The organism is Ensifer sp. R1-3, from assembly GCF_056739175.1.
On sequence record NZ_CP096515.1, the window covers coordinates 1,445,057 to 1,465,448 of the forward strand.

General features: G+C 62.2%; 17 protein-coding genes. 6 read left to right on the top strand and 11 right to left on the bottom strand.

Going from position 1 to position 20,392, the window contains the following annotated elements; genetic code table 11:
- Nucleotides 1–10: 10 nt before the first annotated feature.
- Nucleotides 11–1,195, top strand: coding sequence for an MFS transporter (locus tag M1D43_RS07000; RefSeq protein ID WP_127541591.1), 1,185 nt, complete (start codon nt 11–13; stop codon nt 1,193–1,195).
- A gap of 94 nt (nt 1,196–1,289) precedes the next feature.
- Nucleotides 1,290–1,457, top strand: a complete 168-nt coding sequence (gene rpmG / locus M1D43_RS07005) for a 50S ribosomal protein L33 (protein ID WP_003537640.1) — start codon at nt 1,290–1,292, stop codon at nt 1,455–1,457.
- Between the two features lie 486 nt (nt 1,458–1,943).
- Here rpmG and M1D43_RS07010 read toward each other — a convergent pair whose 3' ends face one another.
- Both M1D43_RS07010 and M1D43_RS07015 read right to left on the bottom strand, forming a co-directional pair.
- A complete protein-coding gene (locus M1D43_RS07010; protein ID WP_153314164.1) occupies nt 1,944–3,311 on the bottom strand; it encodes a PleD family two-component system response regulator in 1,368 nt (455 codons plus the stop codon).
- A gap of 17 nt (nt 3,312–3,328) precedes the next feature.
- The gene (locus M1D43_RS07015) at nt 3,329–3,700 is read right to left on the bottom strand and encodes a response regulator (protein ID WP_003537642.1); all 372 of its coding nucleotides are present in this window, start codon (nt 3,698–3,700) and stop codon (nt 3,329–3,331) included.
- A gap of 156 nt (nt 3,701–3,856) precedes the next feature.
- Here M1D43_RS07015 and M1D43_RS07020 point away from each other — a divergent pair, with 156 nt between their 5' ends.
- The 3 genes from M1D43_RS07020 to M1D43_RS07030 all read left to right on the top strand — a co-directional run bounded on the left by M1D43_RS07020 (nt 3,857) and on the right by M1D43_RS07030 (nt 6,982).
- On the top strand, nt 3,857–4,126 hold the full coding sequence (locus M1D43_RS07020) for a DUF3572 domain-containing protein (protein ID WP_153314162.1): 270 nt from the start codon (nt 3,857–3,859) through the stop codon (nt 4,124–4,126).
- A gap of 206 nt (nt 4,127–4,332) precedes the next feature.
- Entirely contained in the window at nt 4,333–5,625 is a 1,293-nt protein-coding gene (locus M1D43_RS07025) for a DNA polymerase IV (protein ID WP_153314160.1), read from the top strand.
- A gap of 130 nt (nt 5,626–5,755) precedes the next feature.
- On the top strand, nt 5,756–6,982 hold the full coding sequence (locus M1D43_RS07030; protein WP_498814163.1) for a L,D-transpeptidase family protein: 1,227 nt from the start codon (nt 5,756–5,758) through the stop codon (nt 6,980–6,982).
- A 279-nt stretch (nt 6,983–7,261) separates the two neighbouring features.
- On the opposite strand, the gene dnaE is transcribed toward M1D43_RS07030, so the two are convergent.
- The 4 genes from dnaE to proS all read right to left on the bottom strand — a co-directional run bounded on the left by dnaE (nt 7,262) and on the right by proS (nt 14,603).
- Nucleotides 7,262–10,771 carry a DNA polymerase III subunit alpha gene (gene dnaE / locus M1D43_RS07035; RefSeq protein WP_153314155.1) on the bottom strand — a complete coding sequence of 1,170 codons (3,510 nt, stop codon included), beginning with the start codon at nt 10,769–10,771 and terminating at the stop codon, nt 7,262–7,264.
- Nucleotides 10,772–11,239: 468 nt separating this feature from the next.
- Nucleotides 11,240–11,926: an ABC transporter ATP-binding protein gene (locus tag M1D43_RS07040; RefSeq protein WP_010969157.1), complete on the bottom strand. Its 687-nt coding sequence runs from the start codon at nt 11,924–11,926 to the stop codon at nt 11,240–11,242.
- A 17-nt stretch (nt 11,927–11,943) separates the two neighbouring features.
- Nucleotides 11,944–13,257: a lipoprotein-releasing ABC transporter permease subunit gene (locus M1D43_RS07045; protein ID WP_003531874.1), complete on the bottom strand. Its 1,314-nt coding sequence runs from the start codon at nt 13,255–13,257 to the stop codon at nt 11,944–11,946.
- 17 nt (nt 13,258–13,274) lie between these two features.
- A complete protein-coding gene (proS, locus tag M1D43_RS07050; protein WP_003531873.1) occupies nt 13,275–14,603 on the bottom strand; it encodes a proline--tRNA ligase in 1,329 nt (442 codons plus the stop codon).
- 415 nt (nt 14,604–15,018) lie between these two features.
- Between proS and M1D43_RS07055 the strand changes: the two genes are divergently transcribed.
- Nucleotides 15,019–15,393 carry a hypothetical protein gene (locus M1D43_RS07055; protein ID WP_234889495.1) on the top strand — a complete coding sequence of 125 codons (375 nt, stop codon included), beginning with the start codon at nt 15,019–15,021 and terminating at the stop codon, nt 15,391–15,393.
- A gap of 209 nt (nt 15,394–15,602) precedes the next feature.
- Here M1D43_RS07055 and M1D43_RS07060 read toward each other — a convergent pair whose 3' ends face one another.
- From M1D43_RS07060 to nuoN, 5 genes are all read right to left on the bottom strand, one after another.
- The gene (locus M1D43_RS07060; RefSeq protein WP_013844284.1) at nt 15,603–15,872 is read right to left on the bottom strand and encodes a DUF1467 family protein; all 270 of its coding nucleotides are present in this window, start codon (nt 15,870–15,872) and stop codon (nt 15,603–15,605) included.
- A gap of 139 nt (nt 15,873–16,011) precedes the next feature.
- On the bottom strand, nt 16,012–16,416 hold the full coding sequence (gene mce / locus M1D43_RS07065; protein WP_153314153.1) for a methylmalonyl-CoA epimerase: 405 nt from the start codon (nt 16,414–16,416) through the stop codon (nt 16,012–16,014).
- A 58-nt stretch (nt 16,417–16,474) separates the two neighbouring features.
- On the bottom strand, nt 16,475–18,142 hold the full coding sequence (locus M1D43_RS07070) for a ribonuclease J (protein WP_498814165.1): 1,668 nt from the start codon (nt 18,140–18,142) through the stop codon (nt 16,475–16,477).
- A 27-nt stretch (nt 18,143–18,169) separates the two neighbouring features.
- Nucleotides 18,170–18,937 (bottom strand): biotin--[acetyl-CoA-carboxylase] ligase, encoded by a 768-nt coding sequence (locus tag M1D43_RS07075; protein ID WP_153320621.1) that lies wholly within the window; start codon nt 18,935–18,937, stop codon nt 18,170–18,172.
- Nucleotides 18,934–20,376: an NADH-quinone oxidoreductase subunit NuoN gene (gene nuoN, locus M1D43_RS07080; RefSeq protein WP_003531859.1), complete on the bottom strand. Its 1,443-nt coding sequence runs from the start codon at nt 20,374–20,376 to the stop codon at nt 18,934–18,936. Before nuoN ends, M1D43_RS07075 begins: the two co-directional genes overlap by 4 nt.
- Nucleotides 20,377–20,392 lie beyond the last annotated feature (16 nt).

A 20,392-nucleotide genomic window follows, 5' to 3' on the forward strand; every position in this document is an offset into this window, starting at 1 on the left:
GCCCTATCGCATGTCGAAGCCGCCGCCCGGTACGTCAGGACCGGTTGACGAAATCCACTGGCCTTCATTGATCGCCGCGCTCGCGTCGATCACTGCCGTCGGCATCGCGATCGGCCTGGGGCTCCCGCTGCTCAGCGTCATCATGGAAAAGCGCGGCATCGCGCCCACGCTGAACGGGCTGAATGCGGCAATGGCCGGCCTCGCATCGATGGCCGCCGCCCCGTTCACGATGAAATTCGCCCATCGTCACGGCGTCGCTCCGACCATGCTGCTGGCGATAATGTTTGCGGCCACGAGCTCGCTCGGTTTCTACTACCTCACGAATTTCTGGCTCTGGTTTCCCCTGCGCATCGTCTTTCACGGCGCAATCACCGTCCTCTTCATCCTTTCGGAGTTCTGGATCAACGCCACCGCGCCCCCCAACAGGCGCGGCTTCGTGCTCGGGATTTACGGCACGGTACTCTCGCTCGGCTTCGCGAGCGGTCCCCTGCTCTTCTCCATCCTGGGCAGCGAAGGCTTCCTGCCCTTCGCTGTCGGCGCGGGCGTCATCCTGCTTTCCGCGATCCCGATCTTTCTCGCGCGCAATGAAAGCCCGGTGCTGGACGAAAAGCCGAAGCGCCATTTCATGCGTTATGTCTTCCTGGTGCCGACCGCGACGGCCGCCGTCTTTATCTTCGGCGCAGTGGAATATGGCGGGCTTTCCCTGTTTCCCATCTTCGGGACCCGCGCGGGTTTCAGCGAATCGCAGGCAGCGCTGCTGCTGACGGTCATGGGCGTCGGCAATTTCATCTTCCAGATCCCCCTCGGCATGCTTTCCGACCGCGTGAAGGACCGCCGTACGATCCTGTCGGCGCTGACCCTGATCGGGCTCGTAGGCGCCCTGTTCCTGCCTACGCTGGTTGAAAACTGGTTCCTGATGGCGCTTGTTCTTCTGTTCTGGGGCGGATGCGTCTCCGGTCTCTATACGGTCGGCCTCAGCCACCTCGGTTCCCGTCTTCAGGGAGCGGACCTTGCGGCCGCCAACGCCGCCTTCGTGTTCTCCTACGCCGTCGGCACGGTAGCGGGTCCGCAGGTGATCGGGGCGGCCATGGATGTGACGGGCAATGACGGCTTTGCCTGGGCAATCGCCGGCTTCTTCGGGCTTTATGTCGTACTTTCCCTGGTCCGCATCGTTTTGAAACCAAAACGGCCTTGACTTTTCGGTCGTGATTTGTAGTTTCGCGGCAACTTGACCGTGGCCCGCAATCGGTTGTCCACGGCTTTCAATTTTTCATAAAGGCAGGACGACCATGGCGAAAGCTACCACCATCAAGATCAAGCTGCTGTCGACGGCCGACACCGGTTACTTCTACGTCACCACCAAGAACAGCCGCACGATGACGGACAAGATGACGAAGACGAAATACGATCCGGTCGCGAAGAAGCACGTCGAATTCAAGGAAGCCAAGATCAAGTAAGATCGCCGCTTTCTTCGATCGAGGAGCGCCGCCCGCAGGGCCGGCGCTTTTTCTTTGCGCTTTTCCGTTCTTTGCGCTTTTCCGGCGCTTGAACCTGAAACGAACGGAAGAGACGAAAACGCCGCCTCTTTCGAAGCGGCGTTTCGAATGGGGGTCGACTGGTCCGGTTGCAGCACGAGGAATCCGCAAGTCCGAGGCCAGCCGACCGACCCCACGACCCAGGAGATGCGGCGGACCTGAGCATCATGGGGTAACCGAATGCTGTGGAAGTTTCCTTCCTCGCTTATCAGCATTGCCTGAAACTAAAAAAAAATCAATGCATTCTTAATCGCCGAAGAGGGGTTGCTCGGCGTTTGGTTAATTCTGTTTCAGAATCGGACAGTGTCGCCTGCAGATGTGCTTACCCCGGCACGGGCCACGCGAAGAAAAACGGAACCTGAAGGAACCCGCGCGCGAGGCCCTGAAAAGCTCAGCATGTGCGGCGGATCAGGCAGCGGCAGCGACGACGCGGTTCCGTCCGCCGTTCTTCGCCTGATAGAGCGCCATGTCGGCCCGCTTCAGCAAAGCCTCGGCCGTATCGCCATGCGGCCTCAGGGTTGCAATGCCGAGCGACGCCGTTACGTTCAGGACCGTCGCGGCCTGCGGAATGTCGAAGCCACGGCTCTCGACCGCCAGTCGAAGCCTCTCCGCAACGATTGCAGCCATTTCGGGCGGCGTATCCGGCATGACGACCACGAACTCCTCCCCGCCGAAACGGCAGGCAAGATCCGCGCCGCGCACCGTGGCGCGAACACGGTTGGCAAATTCGCGCAGTACATCGTCACCGGCATCATGGCCGTGAGTGTCGTTCACACGCTTGAAGCGATCGATATCCGTGATGCAGATCGACAGCGGACGCCCCCTTGTGGTCGCGCGATCGATCAGCAGCTTCAGGTGGTTTTCCAGATAACGCCTGTTGTGGAGGCCGGTGAGATCATCGGTCACGGCCAATTCGATCGTCTGCTGGACACTTGCGCGCAGGCGATCGTTGCAATGCTTGCGCCGGATCTGCGTGAGGGAGCGGGCGACAAGTTCGTTCGGATCGACGGGTCGCATGATGTAGTCCGTCACGCCCAGTTCGAGTGCGCGGACGATTCTCTCATCGTTTCCTTGCTCGGTTACCAGCAGGATCGGAATGAAGCGGGTCCGCTCGAGCGAGCGCAATTGCGAACACAGACGCAAGGGATCGTAATCGTCGAAATTCGCGTTGACGATGATCAGGTCGAAACTGCTTTCGGCGGCCTCGAACAGAGCGGCCTGCGGGTCCGATATGACGGCGACATCGGCGATCGGCTTCAGGGCACGGGTGAGCCGTTCCTGTGATGAAGCGCGGCCATCGACCAGTAGCACGCTGCCGGGCTCGTCCGGCCGATCGACACGGGGCAGTTCCTGCAGCCCGATCGTTTGCGCCGTCTGGGCTCTGAGACGCAGCTCGTCGCTGACGTTCTTCAGGCGTACGAGGCTTTTCACGCGCGACATGAGCTGCAGATCGTTCACGGGCTTGGTCAGGAAGTCGTCGGCGCCGGCCTTCAGCCCGCGCACACGATCGGACGGCTGATCGAGCGCCGTTATCATCACGACCGGAATATGCGCGGTCCGGCTGTTCGCCTTCAGTCTTTCGCAGACCTCGAAACCGTCCATCCCCGGCATCATGATATCGAGCAGGACGAGATCCACCGGCGTCTTTTCGCATGTCGCCAAAGCGGCGTGCCCGTCCCCGGCCGTAAGCACGTCGAAATATTCGGCCACGAGCCGCGCTTCCAGGAGCTTCACATTGGCTGGTACGTCATCAACGACGAGGATGCGCGCAGTCATATCGATCTTTCCGGCAGTCAGGCATCGCCCAGATATGTTTTGATCGTCTCAATGAATTTTGGAACGGAAATCGGCTTGGAGACATAGGCCTCGCATCCCCCTTGGCGGATGCGTTCCTCGTCGCCCTTCATGGCAAAAGCGGTTACGGCAATGACCGGAATCACGTGAAGCTCATCATCTTCCTTGAGCCATTTCGTGACCTCAAGGCCGGAGACCTCCGGCAATTGGATGTCCATCAGAATCAGGTCGGGACGATGCTTGCGCGCGAGTTCCAGGGCTTCCATGCCGTTGCGCGTCTGGATCGTCGCGTAGCCCGAAGCCTCAATCAGGTCGCGGAAGAGCTTCATATTCAGCTCGTTATCCTCAACAATCATTACCTGTTTGGGCATGTCGATCCCTTGCTGTCTGCCGCCGCCTTGCAAGTCTCCGGGAGAGATTTAAGTTGCAACAACGGCGACTCGACCCATTTCGTCGATCGCCAGGCTAGCGCGATTTGGTTGAAAAATAGGTAATTGCGGCCGCCAAACGAGAAGAGAGCGCATATCATGAAGAACGCTGACGATACGGCGATCGCCATCCTCACCTGGCTCGCGAACGAGCCTGAGCTGATGTCGCGCTTTCTGGCGCTTACCGGCACCGATCCCGCCTCCCTGCGCAGCGCCATCGGCGAGCCGGGCTTTATGGGCGGACTCGTTGCGTTCCTGATGGAGCACGAACCGACGCTGATGGCCTTCTGCAACGAAACGCAAACCTCGCCGGAAGAGGTCGTCCGGGCGCACCATGTCCTCTCCGGCTCACGTGACTTCGAGGACTGAATGGTGCCGATACGCGATGTGCGCGGCGCGGTACACCGCCCGACGCCGAATGCGCCCTGACGACCAAACAGTACCCCGAAGTCCGGCCGGCGATCGGCCGGCACCATCTCAAACTTAACAGCGATATCCAAAACAGCCTCCAGCCGCCGCCTTGAGACTCAGCAGCGTAGAGCGTAAAGTCGCCGCGTTCAACATTTGTTCCGGATATGATCGACAGCGCCGCCCCACCCTCCGGCTTCTGCCGTGATTGCCTCAAGGAGCAAGCCGCCCATTCACGGCGGTGCCTCGCCTGCGGCAGTCCGCGGCTCCTCCGGCACTCCGAACTCTACCGGTTGACCCTCGCGCATATCGACTGCGATGCCTTCTATGCCTCGGTCGAGAAGCGCGACAATCCGGAGCTCGCCGACAAGCCCGTGATCATCGGCGGCGGTAAGCGTGGCGTCGTCTCCACGGCCTGTTACATTGCCCGCATCCATGGCGTGCGCTCCGCCATGCCTATGTTCAAAGCCCTCGAAGCCTGCCCGCAGGCCGTGGTGATCAAGCCCGACATGGAGAAATATGTGCGCGTCGGGCGCGAGGTCAGAGCGATGATGCAGGAGCTGACGCCTCTCGTGCAGCCGCTGTCGATAGATGAGGCCTTTCTCGATCTGAGCGGCACCGAGCGGCTTCACCACGATCCGCCCGCCCGAACGCTTGCCCGCTTCGCCAAGCGTGTAGAGCAGGAAATCGGCATCACCGTTTCCGTCGGGCTTTCCTACTGCAAATTCCTGGCCAAGGTCGCCTCGGACCTTCAGAAGCCCCGCGGCTTTTCGGTCATCGGCCAGGCCGAAGCCGTCGACTTCCTGAAAGCCAAGCCCGTTACCCTCATCTGGGGCGTCGGCAAGGCCTTCGCCGCCACGCTCGAAAGGGACGGAATCCGCGCGATCGGGCAGCTCCAGACGATGGAAGAGGCGGACCTCATGCGCCGCTACGGCACGATGGGCCGGCGGCTCTACCGGCTTTCGCGCGGCCTGGACGAAAGGTCCGTGGAGATCGACGGAGAAGCGAAGAGCGTCTCCTCCGAGACGACCTTCAACGACGACCTGGCGCGCCAGGAGGACCTCGTAGCGCATCTGAGGGGCCTCAGCGAACAAGTGGCATTCCGCTTGCGAAAATCCGCGCTGGCAGGGCAGACGGTGGTGCTGAAGCTCAAGACCGCGGACTTCAAGACCCGAACGCGCAACCGCCGGTTGGAAAGCCCGACCCGCCTGGCCGACCGCATCTTCCGCACCGGCCTGCAGCTGCTCGAGAAGGAGGTAGACGGGACGAAATACCGGCTGATCGGCATCGGCGTCAGTGATCTGGTCGATCCCGATCTCGCCGATCCGCCGGATCTTGTCGATCCGCAGGCCTCCCGGCGTGCCGCCGCCGAGGACGCGATCAACAGGCTGCGCGACAAGTTCGGAAGGACAAGCGTCGAGACCGGCTACACATTCGGCAAGGGGCGGCGCGGACAATAGCCGTCACGGTTGCCCGACCGGACGGCTCCCGCATCGTATGGGGCAATTCCTTAAAGATTGGACGGTAGCCTGCTTCCACGGCTCCGTCGTCCGTCTTGCGGCGCCGCCACTGTCTGAACGAGGGTAGGTGTTGCGTTTCGCTCTCCGGATGGTATTCGCGGTTTTCGTCATGGCGTCGCCGCCCGCGATTGCGGCCGGCGCCAAGACGCCGTTGCAGGTCGTCGTATCGAGGGAGCAGCAGTCCCTCGTCGTCTATGACGGCGACACGGTGGTCGCCACGTCGAAAGTGTCCACAGGAAAGGCCGGGCACGCAACGCCGACGGGCATTTTCTCGATCCTGGAGAAGCGCCGACGTCACGAGTCGAACATCTATTCGAATGCGCCGATGCCGTTCATGCAGCGGCTTACCTGGTCCGGCATTGCGCTGCATGGCTCAAACCATGTACCGGATTATCCGGCTTCGCACGGTTGCGTGCGGCTGCCGAGCAAATTCGCGGCGAGCCTGTTCAAGATGACGGGCTACGGCATGCATGTGGTCATATCGGATCGGCAGATCGCCCCTGTCGAGGTCGCGAGCGAAATGCTTTTCCAGCCAAGCGAGTCGCGACCGCAGGGACCTGCCCTGTCGGACGTCCCCCTGCGGCCGGCGATCGGGGAGTTCAACCAGAGCGCAATTGAAGTCGCCATGACCGACAAACGCCCCTCGCCCGTCGCATCCGACGAGGAGAAGGTCCCGATACGCATTCTGATTACCCGGCGCGGTACGCAAGAGAGCGTGCGCGACCTCCAGACGCTCCTCAATACGCTCGGCTACGATGCAGGCCTGCCGGATGGCTTCAGCGGTCCGGCGACGGCCGCCGCAATCGAAGCGTTCCAGAGGGCCGAAGGGCTGCCCGTCGAAGGCAAGATAACGCCGGAGCTGATCGAAGCCGTCTTCCGCAAGGCGGGCCGCAGCGCACCGCTGAATGGCGTATTGCGGGTGCGCCGGCAATTCCAGCCGCTTTTCGAGGCCGAGGTCGCCATCGCAGAACCGGAAATGGCGCTCGGAACACATTTACTGCAGTTCCAGGATCTCGACACGAACACCGGACGGGGCAAGTGGTTCGGCATGTCGCTCGAGAACAGGCTGCCGAAAACGACCAAGAAGCGACTTGGCATCACAGCGGAAGGCGAGCCAGACCGGCCCGGCGCGCTGGAGCGAACGCTGAGCCGCATCACCGTACCCAAAGACGTTCGCGAACGCCTCGCCGGCTTCCTTGCAAACGGCTCGTCACTCTCGATCACCGATACCGAATCGGGGCTGGAGACCGGCAAAGGAACGGATTTCATCACCGTGACGAGGGAGCGGCGCGGGTGAGGAATGGGGTGATTTCCGCACCCTGGTTTGCCCCTCATCCCCCTGCCGGGACCTTCTCCCCGCAAGCGGGGCGAAGGGACAAGCGGCAAGCGCCCGCTTTCGACGGAGTGATTTAAGGGCTGTTGAGATTCGGGATACCCGCCGCGGCTTATTTGATCTCCTCATTCCTGTGCTCGTCACAGGAATCCAGCCAGCCCAAGTCCTTGGGCTGGAAGAACTCTTCCCCGCGCCGCAGACGCGACGCTGCTGCATCTCTGTGACAAGCACAGAGAACAGACCTTAAACCAGCTCGACGTCCACCACTCCGGGAGCGGAGCGAAGGGCGGCGGCGATCTCGGGTGAGATCCGGTATTTCTCGTTGAGCTCGACTTCGATCTCCCGCTGTCCGTTGTCCTTGATGACGATAAAGGAAACCAGGCCGTCCCCCTTGGCGTTCAGATGCGAGGCGATGGAGCGCAGCGGTCCGCAGTCGCGCACATAGACGCGCAAGGCCTTCTGCATCTGCAGCGATTCCTCCTCGAGCGAACGCAGGGTTCGGATACGAAGGCCGATCCCTTCCGGCCGCTCCTCCGCATCGACCGTCATCACCAGCGATTTGCCGGGCTCCAGAAGATCGCGATACTGGTTCAGCATTTCGGAGAAGAGCACGGCCTCGAACTGGCCCGAAGCGTCCGAGAAGGCGACGATCCCCATCTTGTTGCCGGTGCGCGTCTTGCGTTCCTGCTTCGACGTCACCGTACCGGCGAGGCGGCCCGCCGCCGCTCCCTTTTTCACGGCTGCCGAGAAATCCGCAAATGTCTGCACGCGCATCTTCGCGAGCAGATTATTGTAGGTGTCGAGCGGATGGGCGGAGAGATAGAAGCCCAAGACCTGGAACTCGCGATGCAGCTTCTCCGAGGCGAGCCACGGCGTATAGGAAGGTAGCGCGATCTTCTCGGGCCCCGTCGCGGCGCCCGCGCCGAACATGTCGCTCTGGCCGCTCACCTTGTTTTCCTGGGCGCGCTGCGCGAAACCGAGGATGCGATCGAGCCCGCCGATGAGCTCCGCCCGGTCGTAGCCGAAGCAGTCGAAAGCACCGGCGGCGATCAGACTTTCGAAAACACGTCGGTTCAAGAGCTTCGGATCGATCCTCAGGCAGAAGTCTTCGAGACTTGCGAAGGGCCGATCGCCACGCACGGCGACGATGTGGTCGACGGCCGACTCGCCGACGCCCTTTAGGGCGGCGAGCGAGTAATAGATGCGGTTGTCGCCGGTTTCGAAGTGGCGGTGGGAGGTCTGCACGGACGGCGCGACCACCTGAATGCCGAGGCGCATCGCGTCCTGACGGAAATCGTTGATCTTGTCCGTGTTCGACATGTCGAGCGTCATCGACGCTGCGAGGAACTCGACCGGATAATGCGCCTTCATGTAGGCGGTCTGGTAGGAGACGATGGCGTAGGCGGCGGCATGCGACTTGTTGAAGCCGTAATTGGCGAACTTGGCGAGAAGGTCGAAGATCAGGTCGGCCTGCGGCTTCGAGACGCCATTCTTGACGGCGCCATCGACGAAGCGGGCGCGTTGCTTGTCCATCTCCGCCTTGATCTTCTTGCCCATGGCGCGGCGCAGGAGGTCGGCCTCGCCGAGCGAATAGCCCGAGAGCACCTGAGCGATCTGCATCACCTGCTCCTGGTAGACGATGACGCCCTGCGTCTCCTTGAGCAGGTAATCGATCTTCGGATGGATCGATTCGATCTCTTCCTCGCCGTGCTTGCGGGCGTTGTAGACCGGGATGTTCTCCATCGGACCCGGGCGATAGAGCGCCACGAGCGCGATGATGTCCTCGATGCAGTCCGGGCGCATGCCGATCAGCGCCTTGCGCATGCCGGCGCTTTCCACCTGGAACACGCCGACCGTCTCGCCACGCGAAAGGGTCTCGTAGGTCTTCGGATCGTCGAGCGGAATGCTTGCGAGGTCGATATGGATGCCGCGCTTGCCGACGAAGTCGACGGCGGTCTTCAGAACGGTCAGCGTCTTCAGGCCAAGGAAGTCGAACTTCACGAGACCCGCCTGCTCGACCCATTTCATGTTGAACTGGGTCACCGGCATGTCGGAGCGCGGATCGCGGTACATCGGCACGAGCTGCGAGAGCGGCCTGTCGCCGATGACGATGCCGGCCGCGTGCGTCGAGGCGTGGCGGTAAAGCCCCTCGATCTTCTGGGCAATGTCGAGGAGACGGGCAACGACCGGCTCCTTTTCCGCCTCTTCCTGCAGGCGCGGTTCCTCCTCGATCGCCTTGGAAAGCGGCGTCGGGTTGGCGGGATTGTTCGGCACCAGCTTGCAAATCTTGTCGACCTGGCCATAGGGCATTTCCAGCACGCGGCCGACGTCGCGCAGTGCTGCACGCGCCTGCAGCGATCCGAAGGTGATGATCTGCGCCACCTGCTCGCGGCCGTATTTCTGCTGCACGTAGCGGATGACCTCCTCGCGCCGGTCCTGGCAGAAATCGATATCGAAGTCGGGCATCGACACGCGCTCGGGATTGAGGAAGCGCTCAAAAAGCAGCGAGAAGCGCATCGGATCGACATCGGTGATCGTCAGGGCATAGGCGACCAGCGAGCCGGCACCCGAGCCGCGGCCCGGCCCGACCGGAATGTCATGCTGCTTGGCCCATTTGATGAAGTCCGCAACGATGAGGAAGTAGCCCGGAAACTTCATCCGCTGGATGACGCCGAGTTCGAAGGCCAGCCGCTCCCGATAGTCCTCTTCCTTGTAGCCGGGCGCCATGCCGAGCTTGGCAAGGCGTTCCTCCAGCCCCTCCTCCGCCTGCCGGCGCAGTTCCGCTACCTCCGCGCGTTCAGCCTCCTCCGGATCATCCGAAGCGCCGGTAAAGCGCGGCAGGATCGGTCCGCGGGTCTTCAACATGAAGGAGCACCGCCGCGCCACCTCGATCGTATTCTCCAATGCCTCGGGCAGATCCGCAAAGAGCGCCGCCATCTCCTTGCGGCTCTTCAAATAATGGTCCGGGGTCAGACGGAAGCGGCTGTCGTCGGACACCATCGCATTGTGGGCGACGGCCATCAGCGCATCGTGGGCATCATAGTCGGACGGCGACGGGAAAAACGCCTCGTTGGTGGCGACGAGCGGAACGTCGAGCCGATAGGCGAGATCGATCATGCGGTTCTCGTGACGCCGGTCGTAATTCCCGTGCCGCTGCAGTTCGACATAGAGGCGATCGCCGAAAAGCTCGATCAAGGCTTGCAGGCGTGCCTCGGCCAGAGCCGGCGAACCCGACTTCAGCGCCATGTCGACCGGGCCGGCTCCCGCACCGGTGAGCGCGATCAGGCCGGTCGTGCCGCCAGCCGCAAGCCAGGAGCGGCTTATTCGCGTTTGCTGGTGACCCTCGCCTTCGAGATAGGCGCGGCTCACGAGCTCGACGAGGCGGGCGTAACCGTCCTCGGTCGCCGCGATCAGCACGATCGCGGGAAGTTTGACGAACTGATGGGCGTGTCCGCGCCGCTCGCCTTCCGCCTCGTCTTCCATATCGATCGAGAGCTGGCAGCCGATGATCGGCTGCAATCCGTCGTCGGCGGCCTTCTGCGAGAATTCGAGTGCCGCGAAGAGATTATTGGTGTCGGCGATGCCGATCGCCGGCTGATCGTCGGCGACCGCCTTGCCGATGATCTTCTTCAGCGGCAAGGCGCCTTCCAGCAACGAATAGGCGGAATGCACCCGCAGGTGAACGAACTGCGGATCGGCCGCAGCCCCTGTGCCGTGCCCGATACCCTGCCCGATACCCTGGTTGCCTGTCATCGCCGCACTCCGATTCTTGTCCGGCGTCGAGGATATCCTGTTTCCCGTCCCAACTGTCCAGTCTCAAGGACGGGCCGCCGGGGTTTTTGCCCGGCTGTGGTGTTTACTGCGCGTTCGACAGGACGCGGAGCACGCTGGATAAATCCCGGTCACAGGCCGAGAGCGATTACCGAGATGCTCACGATGAAAAGGCTCATCGAGGCGAAGGCAGCAAGATCACGTACGAAATCAGCCATAACTTGTCTCCTTTCCGCTACTGTTCCCTTTTTGTTCTATTTCCGTTCGATAGTCAAGGAAGTCTGCATGGAAGACCCGCTATTCAGTGGCTATGGTTAATGTGCACCGACGGCCCCCATTCGCGCATGCGTTCCGAGGAGCGACACGCCTCGAACGGAACATGCAAGGAACGCCAAGCGGTGACCGCGCCTCGAGCGAGGTCGGGGCTGAATACGCGCCGCCGCGGCCGGACTATTTCAGTTCGACCACCTTGCCGTCCTCGATCGTCACGCGGCGATCCATGAGCGAAGCGAGTTCGTGATTGTGGGTGGCGATCAGCGCCGCGAGCCCGGACTGGCGCGCCAGGGCTTCCAGCGCCTCGAATACATAGCCGGCCGTCTCGGGGTCGAGGTTGCCGGTCGGCTCGTCCGCCAGAAGGATGAGCGGCGCATTGGCGACCGCCCTGGCGATGGCGACGCGCTGCTGCTCGCCGCCGGAAAGCTCGGTCGGGCGGTGGCTGCCGCGATGGCCGATGCGCATATAGTCCAGAAGGGCCGATGCCCGCTCCGCCGCCTCGGCCTTGGGCAATCCGGCGATCAGTTGCGGCATCATGATGTTCTCCAGCGCCGAGAATTCCGGCAGGAGATGGTGGAACTGATAGACGAAGCCGATCTCGTTGCGGCGGATTGCCGTTCGCCGGTCGTCGCTGAGTCCGTTGCATGAGGTGCCGTTCACGAGCACCTCGCCCTCATCCGGGTGTTCGAGCAGCCCGGCGATATGAAGCAATGTCGACTTTCCGGTACCGGACGGTGCCACGAGGGCGACTGTCTCGCCGCTTCGCAACGTCAGGTCGGCTCCCTTGAGGATCGGCAGAAACGTGTCGCCCTCGCCATAATGCCGCTCGATGCCGGAGAGCTGCAGTGCCACGCGCGCATTCATTTAAGCTGTTGTCCTTGTTATTCGTACCGCAGGGCCTGCACCGGATCGAGGCGCGAGGCGCGCCAGGCCGGGAAGATCGTGGCAAGGAAGGAAAGCGCAAGCGCCATGACGACGACGGTGACGGTCTCGTCGGCATTCATGTCGGCCGGAAGCTGGCTGAGGAAATAGAGCTCCGGATCGAAGAGCGTGGCGCCGGACACCCAGGAGAAGAACTGGCGGATCGACTCGATGTTGAGGCAGACGACCACCCCGAGGGCGACGCCGGCGATGGTTCCCGTAACCCCGATTGCGGCGCCGGTCATGAAGAAGATGCGCATCACCGAACCGGAGGTCGCGCCCATCGTCCTGAGGATCGCGATATCGCTGCCCTTGTCCTTCACCAGCATGATCAGCCCGGAGATGATGTTCAGCGCCGCGACCAGCACGATCAGCGTCAGGATCATGAACATCACGTTCCGTTCCACCTCGAGCGCGGAAAAGAATGTCCTGTTGCGTTCGCGCCAGTCGGTAATAAATATCTGCCGGCCGGCGGCGTCCTCCACCGGCTTGCGAAGCTCGTCGACCGCGTCCGGATGCTCGGCGAATATCTCGATCGACTGAACGAGGCCTTCGGCGTTGAAATAGAGCTGCGCTTCCTCGAGCGGCATGAAGATGATGGTCGCGTCGTATTCCGACATGCCCATCTCGAAGATGGCCGAGACGGTATAGGCCTTGACCCTCGGATTCATGCCCATCGGCGTGACGTCGCCGTTCGGCGAGGTGAGCGTGATCGTCCCGCCCACCCGGATGCCCAGCTGCTCGGCCATGCGCGAGCCGATGGCGACGCCGCTGCCCGAGGCGAAGCCGACGAGGTCGCCGGACTGAATATGCTCGGAGATCGACTTCAGCTTGGTGAGGTCGTCGGCGCGTATCCCGCGAACGAGCGCACCCGTCGACGCATCGCCCAGGCCTTGCGCGAGAACCTGGCCCTCGACGATCGGAATGGCCATGGTCACGCCCGGAACGGCGGAGAATCTGGTGGCTAGATCGGCGTAATTGGTGAGCGGGCCGTCCAAGGGCTGGACGATCATATGGCCGTTCATGCCGAGAATGCGTGAAATGAGCTCGGTTCGGAAGCCGTTCATCACCGCCATGACGATGATCAGCGTTCCCACCCCGAGCATGATCCCTATGAAGGAGAAGCCGGCGATGACCGAGATGAACGCTTCCTTCCGCCGCGAACGCAGGTAGCGCCAGGCGACCATACGCTCGAAGGCGGAGAAGGGACGGCTGGAAGATATGCTGGATGGAGCGGCAGCTTGCACTTGCTCATCCGTCGCCGCGGTCATCATCGATCCCTTCGTCTCTGTTATCTCGCCGCGACCAGTTTGTTGATCGCCGCTTCGACGGTCATCGTCTCCCGCGCGCCGGTCTTGCGGTCCTTCACTTCGACTTCGCCGTTCGCGATCGAACGCGGTCCGACGATCACCTGCACCGGCACGCCGATGAGGTCGGCGGTCGCGAACTTCCCGCCGGCGCGCTCGTCGGTGTCGTCAAGAAGAACATCGAATCCAGCCTTGCCGAGATCGGAGTAGACCTTGCCGCAAGCCGCATCGCAAGCTTCATCGCCCGTTTTCATGTTGATGACGACGACGTCGAACGGGGCGATGCCCTTCGGCCAGATGATGCCGTTGTCGTCATGCGAAGCTTCGATGATCGCCGGCACCAGGCGGGTCGGACCGATGCCGTAGGAGCCCATATGCACGGTGTGTTCCTTGCCGTCCGGCCCAAGCACCTTCGCACCCATCGCCTCGGAATATTTGGTGCCGAAATAGAAGATGTGACCCACCTCGATGCCGCGCGCGGACAGGCGCTCGCCTTCGGCGATGGCGCCGAAGGCGGCCTCGTCATGCATTTCCGAGGTCGCCGCATAACGCGACGTCCATTTGTCGAAGATCGTCTTCAGGCCGGCGACGTCGTCGAAATTCGTATCCTCGCCCGGAATGTCGAAGCCGAGGAAGTCCTTGTGGCAGAACACCTCGGACTCGCCGGTGTCGGCAAGGATGATGAACTCGTGGCTCAGGTTTCCGCCAATGGGACCCGTGTCGGCACGCATCGGTATGGCGCGCAGGCCCATCCGGTCGAAGGTGCGCAGATAGGCGGCGAACATCTTGTTATAGGCGTGCTCCGCCCCTGCCCGGTCGAGATCGAACGAATAGGCGTCCTTCATCAGAAACTCGCGCGAGCGCATGGTGCCGAAGCGCGGGCGGATCTCGTCGCGGAACTTCAGCTGGATATGATAGAGGTTCAGCGGCAGATTGCGGTAGGACTTGACGTAGGAGCGGAAGATGTCGGTGATCATCTCCTCGTTCGTCGGCCCGTAGAGCATCGGCCGGTCCTGCCGGTCCTTGATGCGCAGCATCTCCTTGCCATAGGCGTCATAGCGCCCGCTCTCCTGCCAGAGCTCCGCCGATTGCAGCGTCGGCATCAGCAGTTCGATGGCGCCGGAACGGTTCTGCTCCTCGCGAATGATCGCATTGACCTTGTCCAGCACGCGCTTGCCGAGCGGCAGCCATGTGTAGATGCCGGCGGACTGCTGGCGGACCATGCCCGTCCTCAGCATCAGTCGATGGGAAACGATTTCCGCTTCCTTCGGATTTTCCTTCAAGATGGGCATGAAAAAGCGGGACAGGCGCATGACAGGTTCCAGAACTGGTGAATTCGCACTATCGACGGATTCAGGCGAAATGACGTTGTGCTTCGGCCGCCCCTTCGCCTGAGATCAGGGTAGGCAGCTGTTGCCATTCTAACAGGGCTCTTGATTTTCCCGGCGACGCATCGACGGGAACCTTTCGAGTTCAGCGTTCATAGCCGCTTCGCGCACGGAAGGGAACCCTGCCGTAGGGGTGGCGGGACGCTGCATCGACACATATCCCGGATGAGAAACACCAGGCCCGGCCTGCGGCAAAAGAGCACGCTAGTAACAGGACGAAGACAGTTGGTGTCAACGGAAAAATTTTACCCGACTGTAGCAAAAATGCAAAAAAAGCAGATGACAGCGCCCAAGGTTTGAGCTAATTTCGGCTCACAAAACAGGCAGGAAGACCAAATTCTTGCCGAAATTCGCGGTCAAGTCTTGGGAGGATAAGATCTTAGGCGCGCTTGTTCGCTGCCGCCGGAAACGGATTAAAGATCACGCGACACTTAAAAACAAGGCTTTGGCCTTGTTTTTTTTTGGTTTTTTCAACTCACAGATTACGGCGAAGCAGCTGAACAGTGTCTTTTTGTTGGCTGTCAAGGGCTGGACCCGCCCGGTCGGCGCCCCGGAACCCCTCGAACGAAATGCCTCGGCAGCCCCGCCACCCCTCTTTCGCGGCTTGTTTGATCTCCTCATCCCTGTGCTTGTCACAGGGATCCAGCCAGACCAAGTCCTTGGGCTGAAAGAACATTCCCCGCGCCGCAGACGCGGCGCTGCTGGATCTCTGTGACAAGCACAGAGATGAGGAAGAGGAGAAATTGCAGTCCTCCGAGGTTCCCACAGCGCGCCGCGCGTCTTATCAGTCTAGCCCACGAGATCAGCCGGAGCATGCCGAGGATTAGGCCGAGGCCGCGGTGGCGGCGCCCGCTCTCAATCTGAGGCTTTGCCCGGTGTCATGCTGCTTGCTCGCGATGCCGGTTCCGTCGCCACCGCAATCGCTCAGTAGAATTTCGGCGCGAAGCGGGGAATGGCGTCGATGTCGTAGCCGAGCTTCACCGAAAGGACGTACCAGCCGAGATGGATGACCGCGGCGATCACCGTCGTGAGCAGCACGACCCTCAAGGCGCGGAAGCGTGCAGGAGCACTCTCGACGGTTCCGGGGACGACATCGTTCTCCTCGGCCTGCGTGCGCACCCCCAGCGGCAGCACGACGAAGAGCGTGATCCACCAGATGATGAAATAGATTGCGAAGGTCGAAAAGACGGACATCGAAAATCTCTGGAGCACTTCCAGGAAAAGCGGGTAGCGGATTTCCGTGCGGAAGTGCGTAGCTTCAGGAGTTGGAGCGTTCGCCTGCCTTATAACGCCGAGCGGCCAATGCGGCAAACCTCTTCCCCGCGCCCGACTGTCACACCTGTTCGAGCTCGATCAAGGTGCCGTGAAAGTCCTTGGGGTGAAGAAACAGGACCGGCTTGCCATGTGCGCCGATCTTCGGGTTGCCATCGCCGAGGATACGGGCACCTGCCTGCCTCAGCCGGTCGCGCGCGGCGATGATGTCTTCCACCTCATAGCAGATATGGTGCATGCCGCCGGCCGGGTTTTTCTCGAGGAAGGCGGAGATCGGCGATCCCTCGCCGAGCGGCTCGAGCAATTCGACCTTGGTGTTGGGCAGCGTCACGAAGACGACGGTCACGCCGTGTTCAGGCAGGGCCTGCGGTTCCGTAACCGATGCACCGAGGGTGGAGCGATAGCTTTCGACTGCGGCCGAAAGGTCCGGGACCGCAATCGCCACATGATTCACTTTTCCCAGCATCGAACACTCCACTCCTTGCCCTGCAGCTGACGCCCACGGCGGGCGTCGCGCACGGAAGTCAGACCTTCGTGATAAAAACCGTCACGACCGGCTTCTTGCCCCAGACCTGGTTCGTGGTGCTGCGCACGGCGCGGCGAACGGCTTCCTGCAGCATCGCGAGGTCCTTCCGCTTTGCCCGCGGGATGCTTTCCACGGCGCCGAGCACCGCATCATAGAGCGTGTCCTCCATCGCCTCGCCTTCGTCGTCGAATTCCGGAAGGCCGATCGGCACGACGTCCGGGTCACCCAGAAAGTCGTAGCGGCTGTCGAGTACGACACTGACGGAGACGTGGCCGGCAAAGGAAAGCTTGCGGCGTTCGCCGATCCCCATCTCTTCGAAATCGCCGATGAGGGTGCCGTCCTTGTAGATGCGGCCGTGCGGCGCCTCGTCGATGACTTCCGCGGGGCCCGGCGCAAGCCGTAGCATTTCGCCATTGCGCAGCCGCGGCACGCTCGGGATGCCCGATTGCAGCCCGAGCTCCGCATGTGCCGTCAGATGCGCCGCCTCGCCATGCACCGGCACGAGGATCTGCGGCTTCACCCATTGGTACATCTGCTGGAGCTCGGTGCGCCGCGGATGGCCGGAAACATGCACCAGCGCCTCGCTATCCGTGATGATGTGGATGCCTTGCTCGATAAGCCCGTTCTTGATGTCGTTGATCGCTTTTTCGTTGCCGGGGATGGTGCGCGACGAAAATACGATCGTGTCGCCGGCCGAAAACGCCACGTTGCGCATCTCGTCGCGAGCGATCTTGGCAAGGGCCGCGCGCGGCTCGCCCTGGCTGCCCGTCAGGATGACGACGACCTTGTCGCGCGGGATGTAGCCGAACTCGTCCTCTGCGAGGAACGGCTTCACGCCTTCCATGAGCCCGACATCGCGCGCAACGTCGACGACGCGCTTCATCGAACTGCCGAGTAGAAGCACCTCCCGCCCCGCAGCCTCCGCCGCTTCCGCAACAGAGCGGATGCGCCCGACATTGGAGGAGAAGGTGGTGATCCCGACGCGGCCCTCGGCATCGGCAATGATCTTGGCGAGACTTTCGGAGACTTGCCGCTCGGACGGCGACACGCCTTCGCGCAAGGCATTGGTCGAATCGCAGACGAGCGCGAGGACGCCTTCCTCCCCGATCTGGCGAAACCGCGACTCGTCGGTCAGAGGCCCCAGCGAAGGCTCGAGATCGATCTTCCAGTCGCCCGTGTGCACGACGGTGCCGAGTTGAGTGCGGATGACGAGTGCCATCGGCTCGGGGATCGAATGATTGACCCCCACGGCTTCGACGCTGAAAGGTCCGACATTGATGCGGTCGCCCTGCTTGAAGATCGTGATCGGGATCTCGCTGCGGGACTTTTCGAATGCGCGCTTGGCATCCAGCATGCCCGCGGTAAAGGGCGAGGCGTAGACGGGAACGTTCAGGCCCGGCCACAGGTCGTTCAGAGCCCCGTAATGGTCCTCATGTGCATGCGTGATGATGATCGCCTTGAGGTTGCGGCGCTGTTCGGCCAGAAAGGCGATATCGGGCAGAACCAGATCTACGCCGGGCAATTCCGGGCCGGGGAAGGTAACGCCGCAATCGACCATGATCCATTGGCGGTGACCTGGCCTTCCATAGCCGTAAAGGCCGAGATTCATGCCTATTTCGCCGACGCCGCCGAGCGGCAAGAACACCAGTTCTTCATCTTGCGCCATGTCGTGATGCGCCTTTGCTTTTTTCAATCATCCAAAAAATACGTCGCCCGCCGCAATGGTTTGCGGCGGGCCGGAACCCGTGTCGAGTAGAAGCCGGCCGTCCCGATCGATACCTGCAAAGCGGCCGGAAAGCGAGCGGTCCGGCAGGTTGACCGTGATCGCCTCGCCGATGCCCTTGGCCGCGGCGCGCCACTGATCAATGATTGCGGCGACGCCGGCGCCACCGTCCCAAACGGCGAGCGTCTCGGCCATGGTTACGAAAAGATGCGCGAACAGCTCCTCGGGAGAGATTGTCGCGCCCTCGCGCCGAAGCGATGTGACGGGGTAAAGTGCGTCTTCAGGCATGACGGCGACGTTGATGCCGCAGCCGATCACCAGGGCCCTCCGCCCGTCGGCCAGAACCTCGCCTTCGAGAAGAATGCCGCAGGTCTTCCGCCCGTCGATAAGAATGTCGTTCGGCCACTTGATCGCGGCCTCGGCTCCGCCCGGCGGCATCACCCGGCGGATGGCCCGATGAACGGCAACCGCTGCCGCAAGCGGCAGCGCATGCAGCCTGTCCACCGGCGCCGGATCGATGAGCAGCAGGGATGCGTAGAGGTTCCCCGGCTCCGAGAACCAGGCGCGGCCACGCCTGCCCCTGCCTCCGGTCTGGCGCACCGCGGTGATCCAGAGATTGCCGGGATCACCCTCGCGCGCCCGCAGAAGGCACTCGCTGTTGGTCGAGACCGTTTCGGCGAGCGCGACGTGCCGGAAATCTTCAGGCGAACTCCGGCCGCCGCTTCGTCCGCCGGTCAAAAGAATGTCCGCGCCGCGGCTTCGGCGGCGGTTCCGAGCGGACCGCCGATGAGCACGTAGCCGAGCACGAAGAGGCCGGACAGGCCGAACACAAGCCTAAGCTCGCCCGCCGTCCGGGCAAACTCGCCTCTCGGCTCCTCGAACCACATCACCTTGATGACCCGCAGATAGTAGTAGGCGCCGACGACGGAAGCGAGCACGCCGATGATTGCCAAGCCATAGAGCTGCGCCTCGATTGCCGCGACGAAGACGAAGTACTTGGCGAAGAAACCTGCCAGCGGGGGGATGCCGGCGAGCGAGAACATGAGGATCGTCAGCACCGTCGCCATGAAGGGGTTGGTCTGTGAAAGACCGGCAAGATCGTCGATGCCTTCGACATGCTCGCCTTCCCTGCGGCGCATGGCGAGGATGCAGGCGAATGTGCCCAGCGTCATGACCATGTAGATCAGCATGTAGAGGATCACGCCGCGCACGCCGGCCATGGAGCCGGCCGCGAGGCCGACGAGCGCATAGCCCATGTGACCGATCGAGGAATAGGCCATCAGCCGCTTGATGTTGCGCTGGCCGATCGCGGCGAAGGAGCCGAGCAGCATCGATGCGATCGAGATGAAGACGACGATCTGCTGCCAATCGGCGACCACCGGCTCGAAGGCATTGATGACGATGCGAACGAGGATCGAAATGGCCGCGACCTTCGGTCCGGCGGCGAAGAATGCCGTCACCGGCGTCGGGGCGCCTTCATAGACGTCCGGCGTCCACATATGGAAGGGAACGGCGGAGATCTTGAAGGCGAGGCCTGCAAGAATGAACACCAGACCGAAGACGAGGCCCAGCGACCGGCCCTCGGCCGTGAGCGCCGCCGCGATCTCGTCGAAGCCGGTATGCCCCGTGAAGCCGTAGACGAGCGACATGCCGTAAAGCATCATCCCCGAAGACAACGCACCGAGAACGAAATATTTCAGGCCCGCTTCCGTCGAGCGGACGCTGTCGCGGTTGATTGCCGCCACGACGTAAAGGGCGAGCGACTGCAGCTCCAACGACAGGTAGAGCGAGATGAGATCGTTGGCCGAGATCATCAGCAGCATGCCGAGGGTGGCCAGAACCAGAAGCACGGGGAACTCGAACCGGTCGATCTGAGCCGAACGCGCGTGGCCGACGGTCATCACCATCACGGTGATCGAGCCGATCAGGGCCAGCACCTTCATGAATTTGGCGAAAGGATCCGACAGGAAGGCGCCGCCATAGGCCTCCCCCTCGCCCGTCTTCAGCACGAGCCACAGCCCGGCGATGATGAGCACCGCGACCGCAAGGCCGGTCACGGTCGGTGTGGCTCGTTCGCCCGAGAAGACGCCGATCATCAGGAGTGCCATCGCGCCGACCGCAAGGATCAGCTCGGGCATCGAAAGTTGCAGGCTGGCGATAAGGGTTTCAGCAGTCATGTCACATCACGTCCCT

Excerpts from the sequence above, each read along its gene's own strand:
- M1D43_RS07015 (WP_003537642.1), bottom strand. The coding sequence starts at position 3,700 with ATGCCCAAACAGGTAATGATTGTTGAGGATAACGAGCTGAATATGAAG.
- M1D43_RS07060 (WP_013844284.1), bottom strand. The coding sequence starts at position 15,872 with ATGTCCGTCTTTTCGACCTTCGCAATCTATTTCATCATCTGGTGGATC.
- M1D43_RS07070 (WP_498814165.1), bottom strand. The coding sequence starts at position 18,142 with ATGGCGCAAGATGAAGAACTGGTGTTCTTGCCGCTCGGCGGCGTCGGC.
- M1D43_RS07000 (WP_127541591.1), top strand. The coding sequence starts at position 11 with ATGTCGAAGCCGCCGCCCGGTACGTCAGGACCGGTTGACGAAATCCAC.
- M1D43_RS07040 (WP_010969157.1), bottom strand. The coding sequence starts at position 11,926 with ATGAATGCGCGCGTGGCACTGCAGCTCTCCGGCATCGAGCGGCATTAT.
- M1D43_RS07025 (WP_153314160.1), top strand. The coding sequence starts at position 4,333 with ATGATCGACAGCGCCGCCCCACCCTCCGGCTTCTGCCGTGATTGCCTC.
- dnaE (WP_153314155.1), bottom strand. The coding sequence starts at position 10,771 with ATGACAGGCAACCAGGGTATCGGGCAGGGTATCGGGCACGGCACAGGG.
- mce (WP_153314153.1), bottom strand. The coding sequence starts at position 16,416 with ATGCTGGGAAAAGTGAATCATGTGGCGATTGCGGTCCCGGACCTTTCG.
- M1D43_RS07010 (WP_153314164.1), bottom strand. The coding sequence starts at position 3,311 with ATGACTGCGCGCATCCTCGTCGTTGATGACGTACCAGCCAATGTGAAG.
- proS (WP_003531873.1), bottom strand. The coding sequence starts at position 14,603 with ATGCGCCTGTCCCGCTTTTTCATGCCCATCTTGAAGGAAAATCCGAAG.
- M1D43_RS07020 (WP_153314162.1), top strand. The coding sequence starts at position 3,857 with ATGAAGAACGCTGACGATACGGCGATCGCCATCCTCACCTGGCTCGCG.
- M1D43_RS07045 (WP_003531874.1), bottom strand. The coding sequence starts at position 13,257 with ATGATGACCGCGGCGACGGATGAGCAAGTGCAAGCTGCCGCTCCATCC.
- rpmG (WP_003537640.1), top strand. The coding sequence starts at position 1,290 with ATGGCGAAAGCTACCACCATCAAGATCAAGCTGCTGTCGACGGCCGAC.
- nuoN (WP_003531859.1), bottom strand. The coding sequence starts at position 20,376 with ATGACTGCTGAAACCCTTATCGCCAGCCTGCAACTTTCGATGCCCGAG.